This is a genomic window from Diaphorobacter caeni (assembly GCF_015354245.1).
In the GTDB taxonomy this organism is placed as follows: domain Bacteria; phylum Pseudomonadota; class Gammaproteobacteria; order Burkholderiales; family Burkholderiaceae_C; genus Diaphorobacter_A; species Diaphorobacter_A caeni.
Window position 1 is genome coordinate 144,020 of the sequence record NZ_JADKYZ010000005.1, and the last position, 20,907, is coordinate 164,926.

General features: G+C 64.3%; 16 protein-coding genes and 1 pseudogene. 12 read left to right on the plus strand and 5 right to left on the minus strand.

Features of this window, described 5'->3' with window-relative positions; translation table 11 throughout:
* The first annotated feature begins 59 nt into the window (after nt 1–59).
* Nucleotides 60–806: an IclR family transcriptional regulator gene (locus ISG32_RS13895; RefSeq protein ID WP_194771627.1), complete on the plus strand. Its 747-nt coding sequence runs from the start codon at nt 60–62 to the stop codon at nt 804–806.
* Between the two features lie 125 nt (nt 807–931).
* Here ISG32_RS13895 and ISG32_RS13900 read toward each other — a convergent pair whose 3' ends face one another.
* On the minus strand, nt 932–1,216 hold the full coding sequence (locus tag ISG32_RS13900; RefSeq protein ID WP_228529817.1) for a DUF2061 domain-containing protein: 285 nt from the start codon (nt 1,214–1,216) through the stop codon (nt 932–934).
* Nucleotides 1,217–1,431: 215 nt separating this feature from the next.
* Between ISG32_RS13900 and ISG32_RS13905 the strand changes: the two genes are divergently transcribed.
* From ISG32_RS13905 to ISG32_RS13925, 5 genes are all read left to right on the plus strand, one after another.
* Nucleotides 1,432–2,493, plus strand: a complete 1,062-nt coding sequence (locus tag ISG32_RS13905; RefSeq protein ID WP_194771628.1) for an SPFH domain-containing protein — start codon at nt 1,432–1,434, stop codon at nt 2,491–2,493.
* A 107-nt stretch (nt 2,494–2,600) separates the two neighbouring features.
* Nucleotides 2,601–4,106, plus strand: a complete 1,506-nt coding sequence (locus ISG32_RS13910) for a DUF4178 domain-containing protein (protein ID WP_194771629.1) — start codon at nt 2,601–2,603, stop codon at nt 4,104–4,106.
* Nucleotides 4,107–4,147: 41 nt separating this feature from the next.
* Nucleotides 4,148–4,369 (plus strand): DUF350 domain-containing protein, encoded by a 222-nt coding sequence (locus tag ISG32_RS13915; RefSeq protein ID WP_194771630.1) that lies wholly within the window; start codon nt 4,148–4,150, stop codon nt 4,367–4,369.
* Between the two features lie 251 nt (nt 4,370–4,620).
* The gene (locus ISG32_RS13920) at nt 4,621–6,189 is read left to right on the plus strand and encodes a polyamine aminopropyltransferase (RefSeq protein ID WP_194771631.1); all 1,569 of its coding nucleotides are present in this window, start codon (nt 4,621–4,623) and stop codon (nt 6,187–6,189) included.
* 40 nt (nt 6,190–6,229) lie between these two features.
* The gene (locus ISG32_RS13925) at nt 6,230–7,945 is read left to right on the plus strand and encodes an FAD-dependent oxidoreductase (RefSeq protein WP_194771632.1); all 1,716 of its coding nucleotides are present in this window, start codon (nt 6,230–6,232) and stop codon (nt 7,943–7,945) included.
* Nucleotides 7,946–8,044: 99 nt separating this feature from the next.
* On the opposite strand, the gene ISG32_RS27765 is transcribed toward ISG32_RS13925, so the two are convergent.
* On the minus strand, nt 8,045–10,633 hold the full coding sequence (locus ISG32_RS27765) for a hypothetical protein (RefSeq protein WP_194771633.1): 2,589 nt from the start codon (nt 10,631–10,633) through the stop codon (nt 8,045–8,047).
* 579 nt (nt 10,634–11,212) lie between these two features.
* Between ISG32_RS27765 and ISG32_RS13935 the strand changes: the two genes are divergently transcribed.
* The 4 genes from ISG32_RS13935 to ISG32_RS13950 all read left to right on the plus strand — a co-directional run bounded on the left by ISG32_RS13935 (nt 11,213) and on the right by ISG32_RS13950 (nt 14,704).
* Entirely contained in the window at nt 11,213–12,553 is a 1,341-nt protein-coding gene (locus ISG32_RS13935) for an esterase-like activity of phytase family protein (RefSeq protein WP_194771879.1), read from the plus strand.
* Between the two features lie 390 nt (nt 12,554–12,943).
* Complete coding sequence (locus tag ISG32_RS13940) at nt 12,944–13,411, plus strand: bacteriohemerythrin (RefSeq protein ID WP_194771634.1); 468 nt, start codon at nt 12,944–12,946, stop codon at nt 13,409–13,411.
* A gap of 70 nt (nt 13,412–13,481) precedes the next feature.
* Entirely contained in the window at nt 13,482–14,186 is a 705-nt protein-coding gene (locus tag ISG32_RS13945; protein WP_194771635.1) for a riboflavin synthase subunit alpha, read from the plus strand.
* A gap of 2 nt (nt 14,187–14,188) precedes the next feature.
* A complete protein-coding gene (locus tag ISG32_RS13950; protein ID WP_194771880.1) occupies nt 14,189–14,704 on the plus strand; it encodes a GNAT family N-acetyltransferase in 516 nt (171 codons plus the stop codon).
* Between the two features lie 202 nt (nt 14,705–14,906).
* On the opposite strand, the gene ISG32_RS13955 is transcribed toward ISG32_RS13950, so the two are convergent.
* A complete protein-coding gene (locus tag ISG32_RS13955) occupies nt 14,907–17,387 on the minus strand; it encodes a penicillin acylase family protein (protein ID WP_194771636.1) in 2,481 nt (826 codons plus the stop codon).
* A gap of 170 nt (nt 17,388–17,557) precedes the next feature.
* Here ISG32_RS13955 and ISG32_RS13960 point away from each other — a divergent pair, with 170 nt between their 5' ends.
* Nucleotides 17,558–18,043: an NUDIX hydrolase gene (locus ISG32_RS13960; protein WP_194771637.1), complete on the plus strand. Its 486-nt coding sequence runs from the start codon at nt 17,558–17,560 to the stop codon at nt 18,041–18,043.
* 7 nt (nt 18,044–18,050) lie between these two features.
* Here ISG32_RS13960 and ISG32_RS13965 read toward each other — a convergent pair whose 3' ends face one another.
* Complete coding sequence (locus tag ISG32_RS13965; protein WP_194771638.1) at nt 18,051–19,016, minus strand: LysR family transcriptional regulator; 966 nt, start codon at nt 19,014–19,016, stop codon at nt 18,051–18,053.
* A 69-nt stretch (nt 19,017–19,085) separates the two neighbouring features.
* Here ISG32_RS13965 and ISG32_RS13970 point away from each other — a divergent pair, with 69 nt between their 5' ends.
* A complete protein-coding gene (locus tag ISG32_RS13970; RefSeq protein ID WP_194771881.1) occupies nt 19,086–19,700 on the plus strand; it encodes a LysE family translocator in 615 nt (204 codons plus the stop codon).
* 54 nt (nt 19,701–19,754) lie between these two features.
* Here ISG32_RS13970 and ISG32_RS27895 read toward each other — a convergent pair.
* Nucleotides 19,755–20,902 (minus strand): annotated as a pseudogene (locus tag ISG32_RS27895) (CMD domain-containing protein).
* Nucleotides 20,903–20,907: the final 5 nt, after the last annotated feature.

Below are 20,907 nucleotides of genomic sequence, written 5' to 3' on the forward strand. Positions count from 1 at the left end.
CGGCCGCTTGTCCGTCACAATCGCAGCTCACCCGTCACTAACCGGAATGCAGCTTTTCCATGTCCAAGGTTCTCTCGAGCGACTCTTCTGAAAAAAACGACGGCGTCGCGGCCGTTGATCGCGCGCTGGTGATCGCCACCTCGCTGGCCAATGCGGGCAGTGCGCTCACGCTGACCGAGCTGTCGCAGCGCACGGGCATGTACAAGAGCACGCTGCTGCGGCTGCTGTCGTCGCTGGAGAAGGCGGGGCTGGTCGTGCATCGCACCGACAAGCGCTATGCGCTCGGGCCGCTGGCCTTCGTGTTCGGGCGCTCCTTCGAGCAGACCAACGGCCTGCAGGGCGCCATCCACCCACAGCTCGTATGGCTGGTGAACCAGGGCACGGAAAGCCCGTCGTTCTACGTGCGCCACGATGACGAGCACCGCCTGTGCCTGATGCGCATCGATTCCAACCATTCGACGCTGGACCGCATTCGCGCGGGGGACTTGCTGCCGATTGCGCGCGGGGCGGCGGGCAAGGTGCTGACGACGTTCGGTCAGGGGCTGCCCGCGACGCCGCTTACGGCCGAGGATCTGCTGTTCACCTCGTTCGGGGAGCGTGATCCGCTGTGCGGCGCGATCGCGGCGCCGGTGTTCGGGCCGTCGGCCTCGCTGGTGGGGGCGATGTCGGTGTCGGGGCCTCTCGAGCGTTTCTCGGAGATGGCCGTGTCGCGCATGAAGTCGCTGATGCTCAAGGCCGCGCAGGAAGCGACTCAGAATCTCGGCGGCAAATGGCCGCTGAAGGCGACTGAGGCCGTGACGGCCTGATCAGCCAGCCGTCGATGCATGGTCATTGCATGGATCAATGCACGGCAGCCATGTCCTGCCATTGCCGCTGAAGCCAGCGCCAGAAGGCACGGCGCAAGGTGGGTGAGGGGCTCATGGGGCCCATCTCAGGCTCCCGCAGCGGCGGCGCTCATGCCTTGGTCCGTGGCGGCATCGGCATGCCGCTGGTCGAGTTCGCGTCGCTGCAAGGCGCGTTCCCATCCCTTTTCATGGAAGAAGAAGGCCACGGCCTGCACGGTGGGCTCGAGCAGGCTCAGCGTGAGCGAGGCGATGAGGTTGCCGGTGACGGCGTAGGCCACCATTGCGGCCACGCAGATGTGGATGAGGTAGTAGCTGCCGGTCTTCATGAGGGTCAGGCGGTTCTGGCGGGCGGCTTGGATCAGGCGGGTCATGGAGCAATCTTTCAGTGCGGTCTGTCTATCGAGAATGTGTTAATGATATTTATTCTCATTAGACAAGGCCAATCGAAAGTCTTGAACGCGCCGATAGGCGTGGAGCGTAACCGCATGTATCGCGCGTGGAGCGGTTGGCGTTGTCGCTATGATGCGCAGGTTCGCTGACCGCGAACAAAGACAACCACTTCACTTCACCGAGCGGGAGCGTTTTCATGGCACTCATGGACTTCATCAAGAAACAGTTTATTGACATCATTCAATGGACTGAGGAGAACGATGGAACGCTTGCCTGGCGCTATCCCATGCGCGACATGGAAATCCAGAACGGCGCGACGCTGGTCGTGCGCGAGTCGCAACTGGCGATGTTCGTGAACGAGGGCAAGGTGGCAGACGTCTTCATGCCCGGCACCTACAAGCTGACCACCCAGACGCTGCCGGTGCTGACCTACCTGAAGAACTGGGACAAGCTGTTCGAGTCGCCCTTCAAGAGCGATGTGTACTTCTTCAGCACGCGCCAGCAGATCGACCAGAAGTGGGGCACGCCGCAGCCGATCACCATCCGCGACACGGATTTCGGCATGGTGCGCCTGCGCGCGTTCGGCAACTACGCCTACCGCGTGGCCGATCCCAAGCTGTTCCACACCGAGATCTCCGGCACGCGCGATGTCTACACCGTCGACGATGTTGACGGCCAGCTGCGCGGCATCATCCTGCAGCACATCAGCACGGCGATTGCCGCAAGCGGCGTGCCCTTCCTCGATCTGGCGGCCAACCAGATGATCTTTGCCGATGCGCTCGCCAAGGACCTCACGCCCGCGCTTGAAAAGATCGGCCTGAAGCTCGAGGGCATGACCGTGCAGAACGTGTCGCTGCCCGAAGAGCTGCAGAAGATCCTCGACCAGAAGATCGGCATGGGCATGGTCGGCAACGACATGGGCAAGTTCATGCAGTACCAGACGGCGCAGTCCATCCCCAAATTCGCGGAAAGCGCGGGGCAGGGCGGCGGCATTGCGGGCGACGCGATGGGGCTGGGCGCGGGCGTGGCGCTCGGCCAGGTGCTCGCGCAGAATCTGCAGCAGGGGCTGCAGGGCGGTGCTGCGGCGCAGGCGTCTCAGGCGGCCCCCGCTGCTGCTGCGGCAGCGGCAGCGGCAGCGATGAAGCCGGAGGAAGTGATGGCGACGCTCGAGAAGCTCGGCGAGCTCAAGTCCAAGGGCATTCTCACGCAGGAAGAGTTCGACGCGAAGAAGACGGAACTGCTCAAGAAGCTGGTCTGATCTGGCAGCCTTGCTGGCCCTTTTTTCTTCGTCACATCCGCCATCGCCTCTGGTGAGGAAGGCCGCGGCGGATGTCCATGTCCCCACATCAGCACATGATCTGATCTATGGCCGATAGCGCCACCCAGCGTTCGTACACTGCGCCGTGTCCCGGCTGCGGCGCGCCTGTCGAATTCAAGAGCGCGCAGTCGATCTACGCCGTCTGCCCGTATTGCCAGAGCACCGTGGTGCGCGATGGCGAGGTCTTGAAGCGCATCGGCAAGATGGCCGAGGTGTTCGACGACTACTCGCCGCTGCAGCTTGGCGCGTCGGGCAGGATGCCGCTCGATGGCAAGGACGTTCCGTTCATGCTGGTCGGCCGCGCGCAATACAAGGGCGAGCAGGGCAGCTGGAACGAATGGAACGCCTTCCTGCCCGACGGCAATCTGGCGACGCTCAGCGAGGACAACGGCAACTTCGTGTTCACGCGCGGCGCGCCGCTTGGGCGGGAAGTACCTGCGGCGGACCGCTTCCGTGTGGGCATGACGACGGCGGTCGGCGGCAAGCAGTTCAGCGTCAGCAGCAATCTCACGGCGTCGCTCGTCGCGGCCCAGGGCGAGCTGCCCAGGCTCGCGCCGCTCGGCAAGCCGTTCACCGTGGTCGAGCTGCGCAGCGACGATGGCGAGGTGCTCTCGATCGACTACGGCACCGAGCCGCCGCAGATCCAGCGCGGCTTTGCCGTCAAGCTCGAAGCGCTGAACATGAAGGGCCTCAAGGACGGTGCGTCTGCCAAGGACGAAAAGGCGCGCCAGTTCAACTGCCCGAGCTGCGGCGCGACGGTGAAGGTGGCGCTCGATTCGACCAAGTCCTGCACCTGTCCGTCGTGCAAGAGCATCATCGATCTGACCAGCGGCATCGGCGGCGAGATGCACGCGGCGGCCCAGGACGAGCCCGTGGAGCCGTTGATCGCGCTGGGCCGCATCGGCGAGTTCGAGGGCGCGAAGTGGCAGGTGGTGGGCTTTCAGCACCGCATGGGCGTGGAGCCGGGCGATGACGAATGGTTCGGCTGGGACGAGTACCTGCTCTACCACCGCAAGCGCGGCTTCATCTTTCTGGTGGATTCGACCGACGGCTGGAGCATGGTGCGCCCCACGACGGGTGCGCCCAAGTACAACAAGGGGGCGCAGAGCACCAGCTATCTCGGCACCCAGTACGCGCTGCAGTACAGCTACAACGCCGAGACCAACTACGTGCTCGGCGAGTTCTACTGGCCCGTGCAGCGTGGCCAGAAGACGTTCAACAGCGACTTCGAGAGCTCGAGCGGCAAGGCCATCCTCTCGCGCGAGGAAGGCAAGGGCGAGGTGACCTGGTCACACGGCGAACGCATGGATGCCCGCGTGGTCGCCGAGGCGTTCAAGATGACCGATCAGTTCGCCAAGTTCAAGCGCGAGGATGCGGCGCCGGCGGTGTCGGCAAGCGGCATCGGCTGCGGCACGGTGATCCTGATTCTGGTGGTGTTCTTCGTGATCCTGATCCTCATGAGCACCTGCAGCAGTTCGTCGGGCAGCGGCGGCGGCTATCGCAGCTCGGGCGGCTCGTATGGTGGGTATTCGTCGGGTGGCGGGCACAAGTGATGCACGCCAAGTGAATGATTTGAATTCTGGGGAGATTTGACATGATGTTCTTTGAGTACCTGAAGCCTTCGGCGCTGCTGGGATCGCTGGTCTATGCGCTGATGGGGGTGGTGATTTTCTGGGTGAGCTTCGTCATCGTCGACAAGCTCACGCCGTATGACCTGTGGGCGGAGATCGTCGAGAAGCACAACAAGGCGCTCGCCATGGTCGTGGCCGCCATGTGTCTCGGCATCTCCATCATCGTCGCTGCTGCGATCCATTGATCTTTTTTGGGCTGGGTTCTTTGGTCGTTCGGAGGCGCCAATACAGCCCCTCATGCGTCGTTGTTGAAGCCTTGCCGTACGAGAGTACTGTCTGCGGCTTCACGCCTGGCCTGAGGGGCTGTCTTGGCGTTGGGGTGGCCGTTCGAGTGGTGCGCGCGCTTCACAGGCTGCTGCCGTTGATGATTTCCCTTCTGTGATCTTCTGCTTTTCTTTTTCTTTTTCAGTCTTCTTCGCGTGATGATCTCTCGTTCATGACTTCCAGCAGCGATCCCGTCACCATCCCCGAACCAGAAGATTCCGGCGCGAGCCGCGCGCGGCCCATCGACGTGGCGCTGCTGGCGAGCGTCTTCGTCATCGCGGCCTGCGGTCTGCTCTATGAGTTGGCGGCGGGGGCGCTGGCGTCGTATGTGCTCGGCGATTCGGTGCTGCAGTTCTCGACCATCATCGGCACCTACCTGTTCGCGATGGGCGTGGGCTCGTGGCTGTCGCGGTATTTCGAGCGCCAGCTGCCCGCGCACTTTCTGCGCATCGAGTTGATGGTGGCGCTGGTGGGCGGCGCGCTGCCCGCGACGCTGTTTCTCGCCAACGCCTATGTGCCGGGCGCGTTCCGCGTGCTGCTCTATGGCATGGTGATGCTGGTGGGCACGCTCGTGGGGCTGGAGATTCCGCTGGTGATGCGGATTCTCAAGCGCAACGTGCAGCTCAAGGACCTCGTCTCGCAGGTGCTCACGTTCGACTATCTGGGTGCGCTCGCGGTGTCGCTCGCGTTTCCTTTGCTGCTGGTGCCGCAGCTTGGGCTGGTGCGCACGGGGCTGCTGTTCGGCTTCATGAACGCGGCGGTGGCCGTGTGGGCTCTGTGGCTGTTTCGCAAGGAATTGCGCCGTTTTCGCGCGCACGCGATGGCCTGTGCGCTGGTGCTTGCCGCGCTGTTGGCGGGCTTGATCGGCGCTGATCACATCACCAAGTTTGCCGAGGACAAGTTCTATCAGGACCGCATCGTGCTTTCAAGCGCTTCGCCGTATCAGCGCATCGTGGTCACGCACGGCAAGCCCGGTTATCGGCTCTATCTGAATGGCAATCTGCAATTTGCCGAGCGCGACGAATACCGTTATCACGAAGCGCTGGTGCACCCCGTGATGGCCGCGCACCTTGCGCCCAAGCGCGTGGCGGTGCTGGGTGGCGGCGATGGCATGGCCGTGCGCGAGGTGCTGAAATATCCCAGCGTCGAATCGGTCACGCTTGTGGAGCTGGACCCGGCGATGACCGACCTGTTCAGCAAGCACCCGATGCTCACCAAGCTCAATCAACATGCGCTCGAAGACCCGCGCGTGAAGACCATCAACACCGATGCGTTCCAGTGGCTGCAGGCGGACACCGACACGTTCGACGTGATCATCGTGGACTTCCCCGATCCCACCAATTTCGCGATCGGCAAGCTGTTCACCAACAGCTTCTACGCGCTGCTCGAGCAGCGGCTGGCGGCCAGCGGCTACGCGGTGATCCAGACCACCTCGCCGCTGATCGCGCGCAGGAGTTTCTGGACCGTGGTGGAGACCATCGAATCGGTGGGCCTGAGGGCCTTGCCTTACCACGCACATGTGCCGAGCTTTGGGGAATGGGGTTTCGTGATCGCGAGCCGCAGGCCGTGGCGAATTCCCGAGAAGCTGCCTGAGGGACTGAGATTCCTGTCGGTGGAGACCACGCCGCTGATGTTCGATTTCCCGCTCGACATGGCGCGCGTGCCCGCGCAGGTGAATCGACTTTCCAATCAGGTACTGGTGCACACCTATGAAGAGGAGTGGGGCCAGGTGGGCCATTGACGACCATGCGCACCATGCACACCGATGGGAGGCGCCGCTGATGTCGCCATACTCTCGCCGCCAGTTCATGCTCTCTGGCGCGGCGCTGGCCGGGGGCTCGTTGCTGGCCGGTTGCGAGGCGCCGGTCCGGGAACTCGAGGGTGGCTTCACCGGGGTGAACATCGATCGCGGCCATGCGCTGCGTGATCGCCTGAAGCGCGGCGGCGACGCGCTCGCGCCGAGCGTGACCCACCGCACCGGCGTGGTGATCGCGGGCGGCGGCATCGCGGGGCTGTCGGCGGCGCGCGCGCTGCGTCTGGCGGGTGTCGATGACTTCGCGCTGCTCGAACTGGAGGACCGGCCCGGAGGCAACAGCAAGGGCGGCAGCATCAAGGGCATCGAGTGCCCGCTGGGTGCGCACTATCTGCCCGTGCCCGGCGACGACGCCAGCGAGGTGCAGGACTATCTCGAGGAACTGGGCCTGCGCAAGCGCGTTGCGGGCCGCTGGCAATACGACGAGATGAGCCTGTGCCACAGCCCGCAGGAGCGATTGTTCTTCAACGGCCAATGGCAGGACGGCCTGCTGCCGATGCATGAGGTCGGAGCCGGCACGCTGGCGCAGTACCGGCGTTTTTCCGAACTGGTGGCGGCGCAGTCACGCGTGGCCGCGTTCACCATGCCGACCATGAAGACGTGGATGCGCCACGGCGGCCTGCCCGCGGCGCATGCGGCGCTGGACGCGATCACTTTTGCCGGGTGGCTTGCGTCGCACGGTCTCGACGATCCGCATCTGCGCTGGTATCTCGACTACGCCTGCCGCGACGACTACGGCGCGGGTGCGGCGCGGGTGTCCGCGTGGTCGGGCATCGCCTACTTTGCAAGCCGCCATGGCTTTCATGCGCCAAGCCAAGAGGTGATCGGCGAAGACGAGCGCGATGCCGTGCTCACCTGGCCACAGGGCAACGGCTGGCTCAGCCAGCAGCTCGCCGCGCCGCTGGCCGTCAGGGGGCAACTGCGCACCGGCCACAGCGTGATCCGCATCGCGCAGACCGGTCATGCGGTGGAGGTCGATGTGCATGTCGCCGAGTCGGATCGCATCGAGCGCTGGGTGGCCGCGCACTGCGTCGTGGCGCTGCCGATCTTTCTGGCTGCACGCGTGGTCCAGTCCGCTCCGGATTTTCTGCAGCAGGCCGCGACGCGCATGCAATGGGCCCCTTGGCTCGTGGCCAACATCCACATCGATGCGCCGCTGGAAGACCGCGCGGGCGCCGCGCCCTCATGGGACAACGTGCTCTATGCCGACGCCGTGCCCGGTGGGCTCGGCTATGTCGATGCCGGCCACCAGCGGCTCGACCCGCGCCCCGCGCCCACCGTGCTGAGCTACTACCAGGCGCTCGGCGATCTGCCCGACGCCCGCAAGCTCCTGGTGGAGCAACCATGGACCCACTGGCGCGACCCGATCATCGCCTCGCTCTCCAGCGCGCACCCCGATCTCGCGCAGCGTGCCACGCGCATGGAAATCACCCGCTACGGCCACGCCATGTCCGTCCCCGTGCCGGGCGGTCAGGCACTGCTCGGCCGCATCGGCATGGCGGGGATTCAGGGTCGGCGGCTGGCCTTGTCGAACGGCGAGAAGGTGCCGCTCACCCCCACGCCCGTCAGCGGCCGCCTGAGCTTCGCGCATGCGGACTGGTCGGGCTATTCCGTGTTCGAAGAGGCCTTCACGCGCGGCTTTGGCGCGGGTGCGCTGGCGGCGACGCGGTTGCGAGGCGCTTGAATCGCGGGTCAGGAGCACGGAGCGTGTGCGCTGCAATGAAAAAGAGGTCATCGCTCTTCAGCGATGACCTCTTTTTTGTTCAGCAATCCGTGGCCGGATTCAGCGCTGCTCGCGGCGACGCAGCGTGAACGCGCCGATCAGTGTGGACAGCATGAGCAGGGCCCAGGTGCCCAGGCTGGGCACGCTGTGCGCGGTGCCGGGTGTCGGCGTGGTCACGGTCGTCGCGCTCACCTGCACGGTCACCATGGCGGTGGCGCAGACGGTGGGTGCGGAGGCGGCGCAGATTTGATACGGCACGTCATAGAAGCCCGACTTGACGCTGGAATCCACGGAGATCGTGCCGTCCGGGTTGATCGTGAAGCCTGAGGGCGGTGCCTTCAGTGGATCGGGATGGTTGCTCACGATCACGTCGGTCTTGGGTACGGGGTTGCTGCTGCCGTTGAGCGTGTCGTTGCCGAGCACAGAAGTCGTGGACTGACCGGGCTGGATGGGCGTGACGCTGAAATCGTCATCGCTTGCCGAGATCGTGGGCGGGACCGATGGGTTCACGGGTGTCGTGATCGGAGGCGTGGCAGGAGTCGACGTTCCCACTTTGATGTTGGCAACGGCCGTCGAGCAGGGGGTCAACGTGTTGGCCACGCAGATCTGATAGGGCACGCTGTAGTCGCCCGGCGTCACCGATGGGTCGACGGTGATCGTTCCATCGGGTTCGATGCTGAAGCCTGTGGGGGGCGCGATGGTGGGATCGTTGCTCACGATGACTTCGGTCCCGGGCGTGGGATTGCCGGAGCTGTTGAGCGTGTCGTTGCCGAGCACCGATGGCGTGGACTTGCCCGGTGCAGTGGGCACGGTCGTGAAGTCGTCCGTGGTGGCGACGATGACCGGCGGGTTGGCGGGCACCGATGGGGCAACCTTGATCGTTACCACCGCGTCATCGCACAGCGTGGCATCGCTGACCGCGCAGATGCGGTAGGGCACGCTGTAGTCGCCTGACGGCACCGAAGGGTCGACGCTGATCGTGCCGTCCGGATTGATCAGGAAGCCAGTGGGCGGCGGGCTGCCCGGCTTGGCGCTCACGCTGACGTCGGACTGCGGCGAGGGGTTGCCCATGCCGTCGAGCGTGTCGTTGCCCAGCACGGACGGCGTCTTGCCGCCCGGTGGCGTGGGGGCGGCCGAGAAGTCATCGTCCGTCGCATCGATCAGCGGCTGAACCAGAATGGTCACTGTCGTGGTCTTGCAGTTGGTGGAGTCGTCTTTGGCGCACACCTCGTAGGTCAGTGTATAGGTGCCGGGTGGAACGCCGGTGCCCACGGTGATGGTGCCGTCGGTCGGGTCCATCTTGAAGTCGTCGGGGTCTGCGCCCACCAGTTTGACGGTGACCTTGCCGCCCACGTCGGAGGGGGTGAGCTGTGTGCCGTCGCTGCTGTCGTTGGTGATCACGCTGGGTGTCTTGCCGCCCGGTGCGGTGGGCGTGGAGGTGTAGTCGTCGGGCGTGGCGACCAGCTCCGGCGTGCGAACGGGCGCGGGTGTGCTCGGGACCGTGATCGTGGCCTCGGCCGTGGCGCAGGTGGGCCAGGGCTTGGTTTCCGGTTTGATGCAGATTTCGTACGGCACCGAGTAGGTGCCTGCGGGCGTACCGCTCGCGACGTCGATGTAGCCGTCCTCGCGCAGGGTCAGGCCGGTGACGGTCGTGGTCTGGCGAATGCTGGTGTTGCTGCTGGTGATGGGCGTGACCGTTCCATCGGCCTGCGTGAGCGTGTCGTTGGTACGTACGCTGTCGGAGGAAGACTCGCCCGCATGGATGGTCCAGGTGCCGTCATCGATGGCGGCGATGCTCGGGACTGCCGCGGTGGGGCAGGTCAGTGTCGACGCGCCTGCGGCAGGGCCGCTGAGCTCGACCAACTGGATGTCATCGACGTAGAAGTCATTGTCTGAATTGGACTGCGCGAGGTTGCGCAGGGCGATGCTGTAGTTCGCATTGCTGGCGCAGGTCGCGGGTACGGTGAAGGTCAGTTCCTTGACGTGCCAGATCTTCGAGGCCAAATAGTTCGCGCCGATGCCGTTGCTGCCGAACGCATCCGATTTGGCGAGCAGTTCGCCGGTCGCGCCGTGCTGGACCTCGAAACGCGAAGACGCGCTGCTGTTGGTGATGTAGAAGGCCGCGCTCAGGCGGTAGGTCGCACCGGGAGTGAGGGAGGCGGCTCTTCGGTAGTACTCGTTCTGGATCTCGCCCGCATTCACCGCGAGAACGGCACCGACTCCGGCGGTCGTGCCGCCATTCGTGCCGGTGTAATCCCCGCCGGGTGCCGCAGTGTTCTGGAACTGGTACCAGCCTTCATTGGCGAACGACGCGCCGGTCCTGAGGTTGTCCGGATTGCCCACGGCGTAGTAGCCGTTGTCGATGTTGTCGCGATTGAACTTGTCGAAGCTGTCGGTGCTGCCCAGGTTCGCGAACTTGTAGAACGTGCTGCCGTGACTGAATGTCTTGGACGTCGCCGGGAGATCGATAGCGGGCATGTACGCCTGCGGCACGTAGGGCGACGTGGTGCGTGTGGTGGAGGCGCCGAAGGTGTCGAGAAAAATGACGTTCTGCGCGAAGGCTGCGGGTGCTGCGGTGCAGGCGGCAATCGCGCAGGCGGCGATCAGGCGCCGCTTGTTTGCTGAGTGTGGCTGTTGATGGTTGTGCACGGTTGGATGCTCTGTCAGGCGGATGGGGGGCCCCATGAACTCCATGCTCGGATCGGGCTGATCCGTGCACCGGGTCGACGGGGCAATGGCGTTGACAGTGATCCTAGGTGGGGCCTTTGTTGTGAGAGGCTGTAACCGACAATAGGTGTGGGCTATTTATTTTGTTACTGAATTATTATTAATTGTGAATCGTTGATCAGAACTGAGCAATGGCGTCATTTTCGTGCATTTCTGATCGTGAATTCGGGTGATGTAAAGTTGCATTTTTGCAACATTTATGCGATTGGTTGAGTAGATGGCGCGAGATGGGCAAATCTGGAACGCGAAATGGTTCGATTGAAAGGGTTTGCCATAGGGAGGATTTTTTTGAATCGATATCAGGTTATTCGGCTATCGACAATCCGGTACGGCACCTGAGGGTGTGCTTGCGAGAGTTGCTCCTGCCGAACACCGGATTGCGCCCTGCCGTTCCTGATGCGTTCACAGGCCTGTCATCGGCCGCTGGCATCGTTTCGCCCAATCTTTCGGAGAAACATGTCGATGCACCACACCAAGATCGCCGTCGCGGCCTGCGCCTTGATGGCCTTGTCCACCCTCGGCGCAGCCACCGCGGCGAATGCGCAGCAACCGTCGCCCCAAGCCTTCAACGCCACCCTCGCCGGCCATGCGGTGCTGCCCGCGCAGTCCTTCGTGCCCGCTCCCAAGGATGCTCCGGCCGATCTGCAGATGAGCGGCAAGTTCACCACCGCCGGTCGCGTCGAGAAGGCGGGCAGCGTGGAAGGGCAGTCCAACGGCCGCCCGACGGGCGTGTCGCTGCCCTTCAAGGGCCAGCCGCTGCAGGGGCACTCGGGCATCAAGCGCATGGCCGATGGCTCGTTCTGGATCCTGACTGACAACGGCGCAGGCGCCAAGGCGAATTCGCCGGACTTCATGCTCTACCTGAACCACTACAAGGTGGACTTCAAGAGCGGCCAGTTCAACCGCCTGAAGACGGTTTTCCTGCATGACCCGGACAAGAAGGTGCCGTTTCGCATCGTTCAGGAAGGCACGAAGCAGCGCTATCTGACGGGCTCGGATTTCGATCCCGAGAGCTTTCAGTTCGCCGGTGGCGCGCTGTGGATCGGCGAGGAATTCGGTCCGTTTCTGATCAAGGCCGATCTGAACGGCAAGGTGCTCGGCGTGTTCGAGACCAAGGTCGACGGCAAGCTCGTGCGCTCGCCCGATGCGCCCGGCGTCGTCGCTCCCGGCGCGCCGGACGCGAAGATGGCGGCCTTCCAGGTCAAGCGCTCCAAGGGCTACGAGGGCATGGCCGCGTCCAAGGATGGCAGCAAGCTTTATGCGCTGCTCGAAGGTCCGCTGTGGAACGAGGACGGCAAGGCGTACGAGAACGTCGATGGCAAGCAGTATCTGCGTGTGCTGGAGTTCGACGTGAAGTCGGAACAATGGACCGGCCGTCACTGGAAATATCTGCTCGAGGCGAACCACCACGCAATCGGCGACTTCAACATGATCGACGAGAGCACGGGTCTGATCATCGAGCGCGACAACGGCGAGGGAACGGCCGACAAGGCCTGCCCACAAGGGGAGAAGCGCAAGGACTGCTTTGACGATGTGGCCAAGTTCAAGCGTGTCTACAAGGTCGAGCTGACCGACGCGAACGCGGGCGGCGAGCTGCGCAAGATCGGCTACATCGATCTGCTCCATCTGCAGGACCCGAACAGGCTCGCGAAGAAGCCGCTCACGGACGGCGTGCTGAAATTCCCGTTCTTCACGATCGAGGATGTGGACGTGGTGGACGCGAACCACATCGTGGTGGGCAACGACAACAACCTGCCCTACAGCTCGAGCCGCGATCCGAACCAGCAGGATGACAACGAACTGGTCTTGCTGGAAGTGGGAGAGTTTCTGCGCGCGAAGTGATTCCTTCTGGAGTTGAAAGACAACTCGAAGCGGGCGCTGCAGAGGTGGCAGAGGATCGTGCTGCAGCGAGCGCAAAGGTAGAGAGCAACTTGGCCCCCACAGATCTTGGTCTGTGGGGGTCTTTTTTTGTTTTTACGCCGCCGGTGGCGGCGATGGTGGGTCGTTTGGGGGCGGCAATGCAGCCCCTCATGCTTTGTTGCAAAGCCTTGCCGTACAGGCGTACTGTCTGCGGCTTTGCGTCGCGCCTGAGGGGCCGCATTGCCGTTGTGGTGGTGGGGTTGGGCGCTCGCTTCGCTTCGTTGGCTCGCTGTCTGGGTGTGGGGAACTCTACAATTTGAGGATGGGCCGTACAGGTTGCGGCTGGAATCACTACAAATTGGAGACTCCCACATGACCACGATTGAATGGGAAGACGATCTGCTGCTGGGGCATCCGGCGGTGGACGCGATGCACGAGGAATTCGTCACGGTGGCGCGGGCCGCGCAGCTGGCGAGCGATGAGGATCTGCCGGCGCTTTATGTGCCGCTGCTCGCGCATCTGCGTCGCCATTTCGAGTCGGAGGACCGGATGATGGTGGAGACCGAGTTTCCGCCGCGCCAGTGCCATATGGACGAGCATGCGGCGGTGCTGAAGTCGGCGCTGGAGGTCGAGGCGGAGCTGACGATGGGCAATGTGGCGCTGTGCCGTGATCTGATCGCGGAGCTGGTGAACTGGTTTCCCAAGCACTCGCAGCATCTGGATTCCGCGCTGGTGCACTGGGTCAACAAGAGCCGCCTGGGCGGCAAACCGGTGATCATCAAGCGCAACATCAGCAGCCTGAAGAGCGAGGCGCTGCCAATGTCCGGCAGCGGCGGCTGAATCCTCAGGGGTGGCAGAATCGAAGTTTCGGCTGGGTCAGCACCTCTTTTTTCATTTTTTCTCTCCCCCCATGTTCACCGGTATTGTTCAAGCCACGGCGGGCATCGCCGCCATCGAAGATCGCGCTGGGCTGCGCACGTTCACGCTGGAGTTTCCCGAGGGGTTCTGCAAGGACCTCGAGATCGGCGCGAGCGTGGCGACCGATGGCGTGTGCCTGACGGTGACCGAGCTGGTGTCGCCGACGCGCGCCAATTTCGACGTGATGCTGCAGAGCCTGAACATCACCACGCTCGGCAGCTATGGCCAAGGCGACCGGGTGAACGTGGAGCGCGCGGCCAAGGATGGCGCCGAGATTGGCGGACACCCGCTGTCGGGCCACATCGATTTTCGCGCGACGCTCGCCGAGGTGAGGCATCTGGAGAACAACGTGGTCTGGCGCGTCGCCGTGCCCGAGGCGTTTCGCCGCTATGTGTTCGCCAAGGGCTATATCGCGATCCACGGCGCGAGCCTGACCGTGGCCGAGGTGAACCGGCAGGAAGGCTGGTTCGAGGTCTGGCTGATCCCCGAGACGCTGCGCGCCACGGTGTTCGCCGCGAAGAAGGCGGGCGATGCGCTCAACATCGAGATCGAGCGCAGCACGCAGGTGGTGGTCGACACCGTGCGCGAGACCGTGCAGGAAAGCCTCGGCCGGCTGCAGCCGGTGCTGGAGGCGATTCTCAAGGAAAAGGGCCTGTCGCTCGAGGATTTCATCCAGTCGCCCCAGTTGCCCAAGTGATGATGGACGGGGCTGTGCGCCCGCTGCAGCCTGATGATTTGCAGGGCTTGCTGCGGGTGCAGCGTGCCTGTTATGGCGATGCTTATGTCGAGGGCGCGGATGTGTTTTCGCGGCGCATCGCGAGCGCGGCCAATTGCTCGCTGGTGCTCAAAAGTGAAGGCGTTGTGTGTGCTTACCTCGCCGCTTATCGCAGCCGCATCGGCAAGGTCACGCCCCTGCATGGGGACTTTGATGCGGTGAGCGAGCCCGATACGCTGTATCTGCATGACATGGCCGTGCATCCCGAGTATGTGGGGCAGGGGCTGGCGCATCTTCTGCTGCTGCGCATGCGGGAGATCGCACGCGATGCGCAGCTGCCGTATTCCGGATTGGTGTCCGTGCAGGGTTCGCAGTTCTATTGGGCGCGGCAGGGATACGCGCTGCACCCCTTGACCGATCCTCAACAGCAGCAACGTCTCGCCAGCTACGGCGATGATGCGGTTTATATGCTTTGCGAGTTGGGTTTTACGAAGCCTTAGGCTTCGAGTAGCTGATCGTTTGAGGGCGGCAATACAGCCCTTGATACTTTGTTGCAGAGCCTTGCCGTATCGACATACTGTCTGCGGCTCTGCGTCGCGTCTCAAGGGCTGTCTTGCCGTTGTGGGGAGAGATTGAGCGCTCTGAACTCTTCGCTGTTCGTCGTTTGAAGAGACGCCCGATTGCGTAGAGTTCAGTGCTGTCTTACGGCGTCAGCGTGATTCTTTCTTTGGTGACTTTCTCCACCGCATCGCGCGAATAGGTCAGGGGAAAGTACTTGCCTTCGGCCCAGGTGCTGGCGAGGTCGCGGTAGTGGGGGCTGGACGGGTTGCCCGATTGGCCGGGGGTGTTGACCACGCGTGAGGCGTCCCATTGGCCCACGTCGACGACCATGCGGAACGAGGCGCCCGAGGTGAGCTGGTAGGTTGCGGGGTTGTAGCTCGTCGCCATGGGCGTGGCCCAGGAACCGCCCACGCCGCCTGCGCCGACGTTCAGGCGCTGCTTGGTGGCGTCGTCCACCACTGCCGCGAGCGGGTGAACGAAGTTGGCCTGGTGCAGCGTGCCCCAGCTCCATTTGAGCGCGTCGGCGCCCTGCTTTTCCTGCATCCACTGCATGGCGGGCGCAATGGACGAGAGCAGCAGCTTGTCGCGGTCTGCCGGGCTCATCCAGCCTTGCGGATTTTCGAGCACGGCGATCATGCGGGTGGCGCTGGTGTCCTTGGCGAAGGCGCGCTCGTTCGGAGCGAGCAGCTTTTCACTCACCGCCTTCTTGAGCGTCGCGCTGCTCCAGACTTCGTACAGAGCGGCGGCGGGGCTGCCCGGCGACATGGTGCCGTTCCAGTTCTTGAGCAGCGCAAGGCCCTCGGCGATCTGGCCGTCGTCGCTCTCCAGCGGCGCGAGCAGCTTGAGCAGGCGCTGCGCGGGCACGGCGACGATGTCGGTCTGCCAGGCTTCGGAGTCGGCCACGGTGAGCTTTCTGCCGTCCTTGGCGGCCTGCTCGAACAGGCCGTGCAGGCGCTGCGCGCGCGCCGAATCGCTCCATTCGTAGCCAATGCCTTTCTGGTAGAGCGGATGCTCGGGCGGCACGTTGTTCTCGTTGGCGGTGACCACGTAGCCGCGCTTCGGGTTGTACTCCCATGGCAGCTCGTCGCCGTTGCGGTAGCCCGACCATTCATAGCGGCCGTCACCGGGCACGGGCATCAGGCCGTCCCAGTTGTTGCGGATGGGCGTGAGGCCGCCGGGAATCCAGCCGATGTTGCCGCTGCTGTCCGCGTAGACCTGGTTTTCGCCGGGTGCGCCCCAGCGGTTCATCGCGGCGCGGAACTGGTCGAAATTCTGGGCACGCATGTAGTCCATCGAACCGAAGTACGGCGCCATGCCGTAGTCCAGCCACGCGGCGCGCAGCGCATAGGCACGGCCCTTGGTGGTGACCAGCACCGGGCCGTGGCGGGTGTACCAGTTGTCGACCTTGCGCGGCGCGTTCTCGCCCTTGACGACGATGAGCTCGGTCACCTTGGTCATCGGTTCCCAGCGGCCCTGGTACTTGTATTCGCGCTCGTTGGTGCGGAAGGTCTCGTAGACGTAGAGGTCCTCCTGGTCCATGTAGAAGCGCGTCAGACCGAACGCGATGCGGCCGTTGTGGCCGATGGAGATGCCCGGCAGAAACGGCTCGCCCGCGCCGATCACGTCCATGCCCGGTGCCGAGATGTGGGAGATGTAGCGCAGGCTCGGCGCGCCATGCGCGCGGTGCGGATCGTTGGCGAGGATGGGGCGGCCGGTCTTCGTCATCGACGGCGCGATGGTCCAGTTGTTGCTGCCGTAGCTGGCGAGCGTGTTGGCGTCGGCCACGTTCAAGGTGGAGGCGGAGAGGTCCAGCAGCCGCTCCGGCGTGGTGTTCGCGGCGAGCACCTTGACGTTGTCCTTGGTGAACTTGGGGCTTGCCGTGGCGAGCGCATAGGCCGCCTTCAGCTCCTTGCCCGGCAGGCCGCAGACGTTGAGGCCGTCGGGCACCTGGGGCTTCACGTCGGGCACCAGTTCGCGGCGCAGCCAGTCGACGCGCGCGCCGTTGGCCTTGCCGTCGCAGAAGGCCTGGGCGCGGTCCACCTCGCTGGTGAAATTGAGCGTCAGGCCATGGTGGCGGATGCGCACGATGTCCTCGGGCGTCCATTGCGCGGGCTGATAGCCGAGCAGTTTGAACTCCTCGGGCAGCAGCGCGGGGTCGGCTCTGACCTCGGCAACGTAGGCGTTCACTCCGGAGACGAACGCCTCCGCCACGCGCTTCGAATCGGAGCCGTAGGCCAGCCACTCGCGGTACATGTCGCCGCGGAACAGCACGGCGCGCGCGGCCTTGTCGCTGTCCACCCACGAGGCGCCGAAATCCGCAGCCATCTCACCGAGCCCGCGCTTGCGCCACAGATCCATCTGCCACAGCCGGTCACGCGCGGCCATGTAGCCCTGGGCGACGAAGGCGTCGTACGTGGATGCGGCATAGATGTGTGGCACGCCCCATTGGTCGATCAGCACTTCGGCGGGCTTCTCAAGCGCCGTCAGCTTGGCCTGGCGGGAGCTGCTGGAGGTCGAGATCGAGCTACAACCCGTGACAGTGAGGACCACTGCCAGCACGGCGGCCAGACGCGGCGAGCGCAGGGGAAAAGGGGGAAAAGAGGGCGCGGAATGGCGCTGCATGGGAGTCTCCTTGGTGTGGCGTCGCCGTCTGCCGGGCGACTTGGGGAAAAATCCATGCTCCGATGCGCGCCGTCGGCAAGAAATACGGGTTTGCGCGGCAATTTGTTATCAAGTGTGTGTTTCCATAGCGGCCTCCGGGGCTTGTAAATTGCCCCGGCCATAATGCGCGCATGCCAAATCGCTGGAAGCCCAACGTTACCGCAGCAGCCGTCATCGAACGAGACGGTCATTTCTTGTTGATTGAAGAGGACACCGCCGATGGTCTGCGCCTGAACAATCCCGCCGGCCATCTCGACCCCGGCGAATCGCCCGTGCAGGCCTGCGTGCGCGAGGTGCTGGAGGAGACGGGCTACGACTTCGTGCCCGAAGCGCTCGTCGGCATCTACATGAACCGCTTCGTGCGCACCCGCACCGGCGACGACATCACCTACATGCGCTTCGCGTTCTGCGGGAGAGTAAGCGCTCACCATGAATGGCGCTCATTGGATGACGGCATCGTGCGCGCGGTGTGGATGACGCTCGAAGAGATCAAGGCCACCCGGGCGCGGCACCGCAGCCCGTTCGTGGTCCAGAACATCGAGGACTATCTGAACGGCCAGCGCTATCCGCTGTCGATGGTGAACACGCACGACAGCGTCTACAAGTCGCCCCTCTGATGTTCGATCATCTGGCTTGGCGGGGTTGCTTGAGCAGCCAGGCCAGCAGCAGTGCGTGCACGCTGTCCGGCACCGCCGCCGCGGGCGCGAGCAGGCAGTAGCGCGAGCCGTCTTCAACAAAGCCGAGTGGTGCGCTGAGCACGCCGCTTTGCAGATCGTCCCTCACCAACTCCTCCGGCCCGATGGCGACGCCAAGTCCCGCAATGGCGGCCTGCAGGCTGAAATAGAAGTGCTCGTATACCTGCGAATTCATCCGCGAATTTGCATGCGCTCTGGTCTGTGATGGAAGCGCCTGCCCGCTGATCCGCGACCAGGTGCGCCATGCGTCCGGCCGGGTGCGCGTGTGCAGCAGCGCCGCGTTGGTGCGCAGCAGCTGCTTCTGGGTGAACCAGCGCGCCACCTGCTCGGTGCGGCAGACCGGGCCGATACGTTCGACGAACAGCACATCCGCATGCATGGTGGGCGGCCATGCGAAATCGTCGCGGCGTATCGCGAGATCGATTCCTCCGCCGAACGAGAAGCTCCCGCCGCCCGCGACGAGGTGCACCTGGGCGTGCGGATGCGACTTGGCCAGTTGGCGCAGAAACACCGGCCAGCGAGGCAGCAGCCAGCGCATGAGCAGCGTCGGCTCACATGACAGCGTGAGGCGCTGCCCATCGGTTGCGCTCGCGCGCAGTCGCTGGCATGCGCTGCGCATGCGCTCCATGCCCTCCCGTACGGCGGTCGCCAGATCGCGTCCCGCATCGGTGAGGAAAACGCGCCGACTGCGGCGCTCAAACAGCGCGACGCCGAGATCCTCCTCAAGCGCCCGGACAGACCGGCTGATCGCGCCATGCGTGAGATGCAGCTCATCAGCGGCGCGCCCGAAATGTTCGAGCCGCGCCGCTGCCTCAAAGCATCTGAGCGCGTTGAGTGACGGCATGCGCTGCGCTGCAATGGGTGAGTTCAACTCACCATCATGGTCAGAATTCATCGTTTGATTGTGCTCCCTGTCGCTCATACGATCCAGCCGTCACATGAACGAGAGAAGAGTTGCGCGATGATGAACGAATGGTTCACCGTAGTCACCATCACCACGCTGGCGGTGATCAGCCCGGGGCCGGATTTCGCGATGGTCTCGCGCAACGCGCTGATGCTGTCGCGGCGCGCGGGCGTGCTCACTGCGCTCGGCATCGCTCTGGGAGTCTGGGTGCATGTGAGCTACACGCTGCTCGGCGTGGGGCTGCTCATGAAGCAGTCGCTGCCGCTGTTCAACGCCGTGAAGCTGCTCGGCGCGCTGTATCTGATCTACCTTGGCGTGCAGATGCTGCGTGCCCAACCGGGCTCGGAGTTGCGGCAGACATCCACCCAGCCACCGTCGGACTGGGCGGCGCTGCGCACCGGGTTTCTCACCAACGCGCTGAACCCCAAGACCACGGTGTTCGTCGTGAGCCTGTTCATGCAGGTGGTGCAGCCCGCCACACCGTTCGGCGTGCAGCTGGCCTATGGCGCGTTCATTTCGGTGGCGCACCTGCTGTGGTTCGCGGTGGTGGCCCGCTGCTTCTCCGCCGCATCGGTGCGCGAGCGGCTGCTCGCGGTGCGGCACTGGATCGACCGCGTATTCGGCGCCGTGCTCGTGAGCCTCGGGCTGGCGCTGGCGGTCTCGCGCAACGCATGAGGCAGACCGACCGGCACCGAAGCGCCGGGCAATCTCACCGATGCAAACACGTTCTTATGCTGACGCTTCCGGGAAGATCGGCTCGCCCAGATTCAGCATCAGGCGGTTGGCCCACGCGAAGATCGCGTCGGAGTGCAGCAGGTCGAGCACCTCGCCGTCGTTCAGGCCTTGGGCCTTCAGCGCGTCGATGTCGGCGGCGGCCAGTTCGGCGGGTTTTTCGGTGATCTTCACCGAGAACTCGCCGATCGCCTTTTCACGCGCCGTGGTTCCGGCCGTGCGTGGCTCGTCGAACACCTGCTCGATCACGTCGGCGCGCTTGGCGAGCTGCTCGAAGCGCTGCGCGTGCACCGACGCGCAGTACACGCAGCCATTGATGCGCGAGACCACGGTCGCCCCCAGTTCGCGTTCGGCGCGCGAGAGGCCGCCGGGCGCGTACATGATGGCGTTGAACGCGGTCGAGCGCTGGCGCAGGATCTCGGGCTGGTGCACGAGAAACAGGTAGTAGTCGCTGGTCTTGGCCTTGGGATGGCTTTCCTCCAGCACGGCGATCTGCGCGGGCGTGGCCTTGTCGAGTTCCACGACGTCAAGCCAGGCATCCCATTCGAGCGACTCGTTGGTGAAGCCGTGCGACTGGATCAGCTTGGCGGGTTTGAAAACGGCGGGCGTGCTCATGCGTGGGCCTCCTCGGATGCCTTCATCGCTTGGAGACCGGCGATGAGACGAACTTGGTACGACAGGAATGCGATCAGCTGCGACAGCGCGACCACAGCGGGCGTGCTGATGCCGGCGGCGGGCAGCGCGAGCAGCGCGGCCTTGTCGCCTTCCACGGGGTCTTCGATCAGCGTGCGCGTGAACTGCAGCATCGCGGCGAGACGCGTGTCGGCCACGTCCTTGGGCTCGCCGCGGTCGGCGATCTCGACGAGCGCCGCATCGCAGCCCACGGCGAGCAGGCGCTCGCTGTAGTGCGTCGCGAGCTCGGGCGCGGGCGTGAGGCGGCATGCGTAGAGCGCGACCAGCAGGCGCTCGGTGAGCGAGATGTCCGCGTCGAGCGAAGCGTCGAACAGCGCGTCGTAGCTGCCCTGGGTGGCCACCGCGACCTTCTCGCGCTGATGGCGCACTTCGTAGGTGCGGCTGCCCGGTTTCAGGCCGACGATGCGATCGATGAGATCGTTCGCCACGTCATAGGTAGGTTGGTCTGCCATGCAGA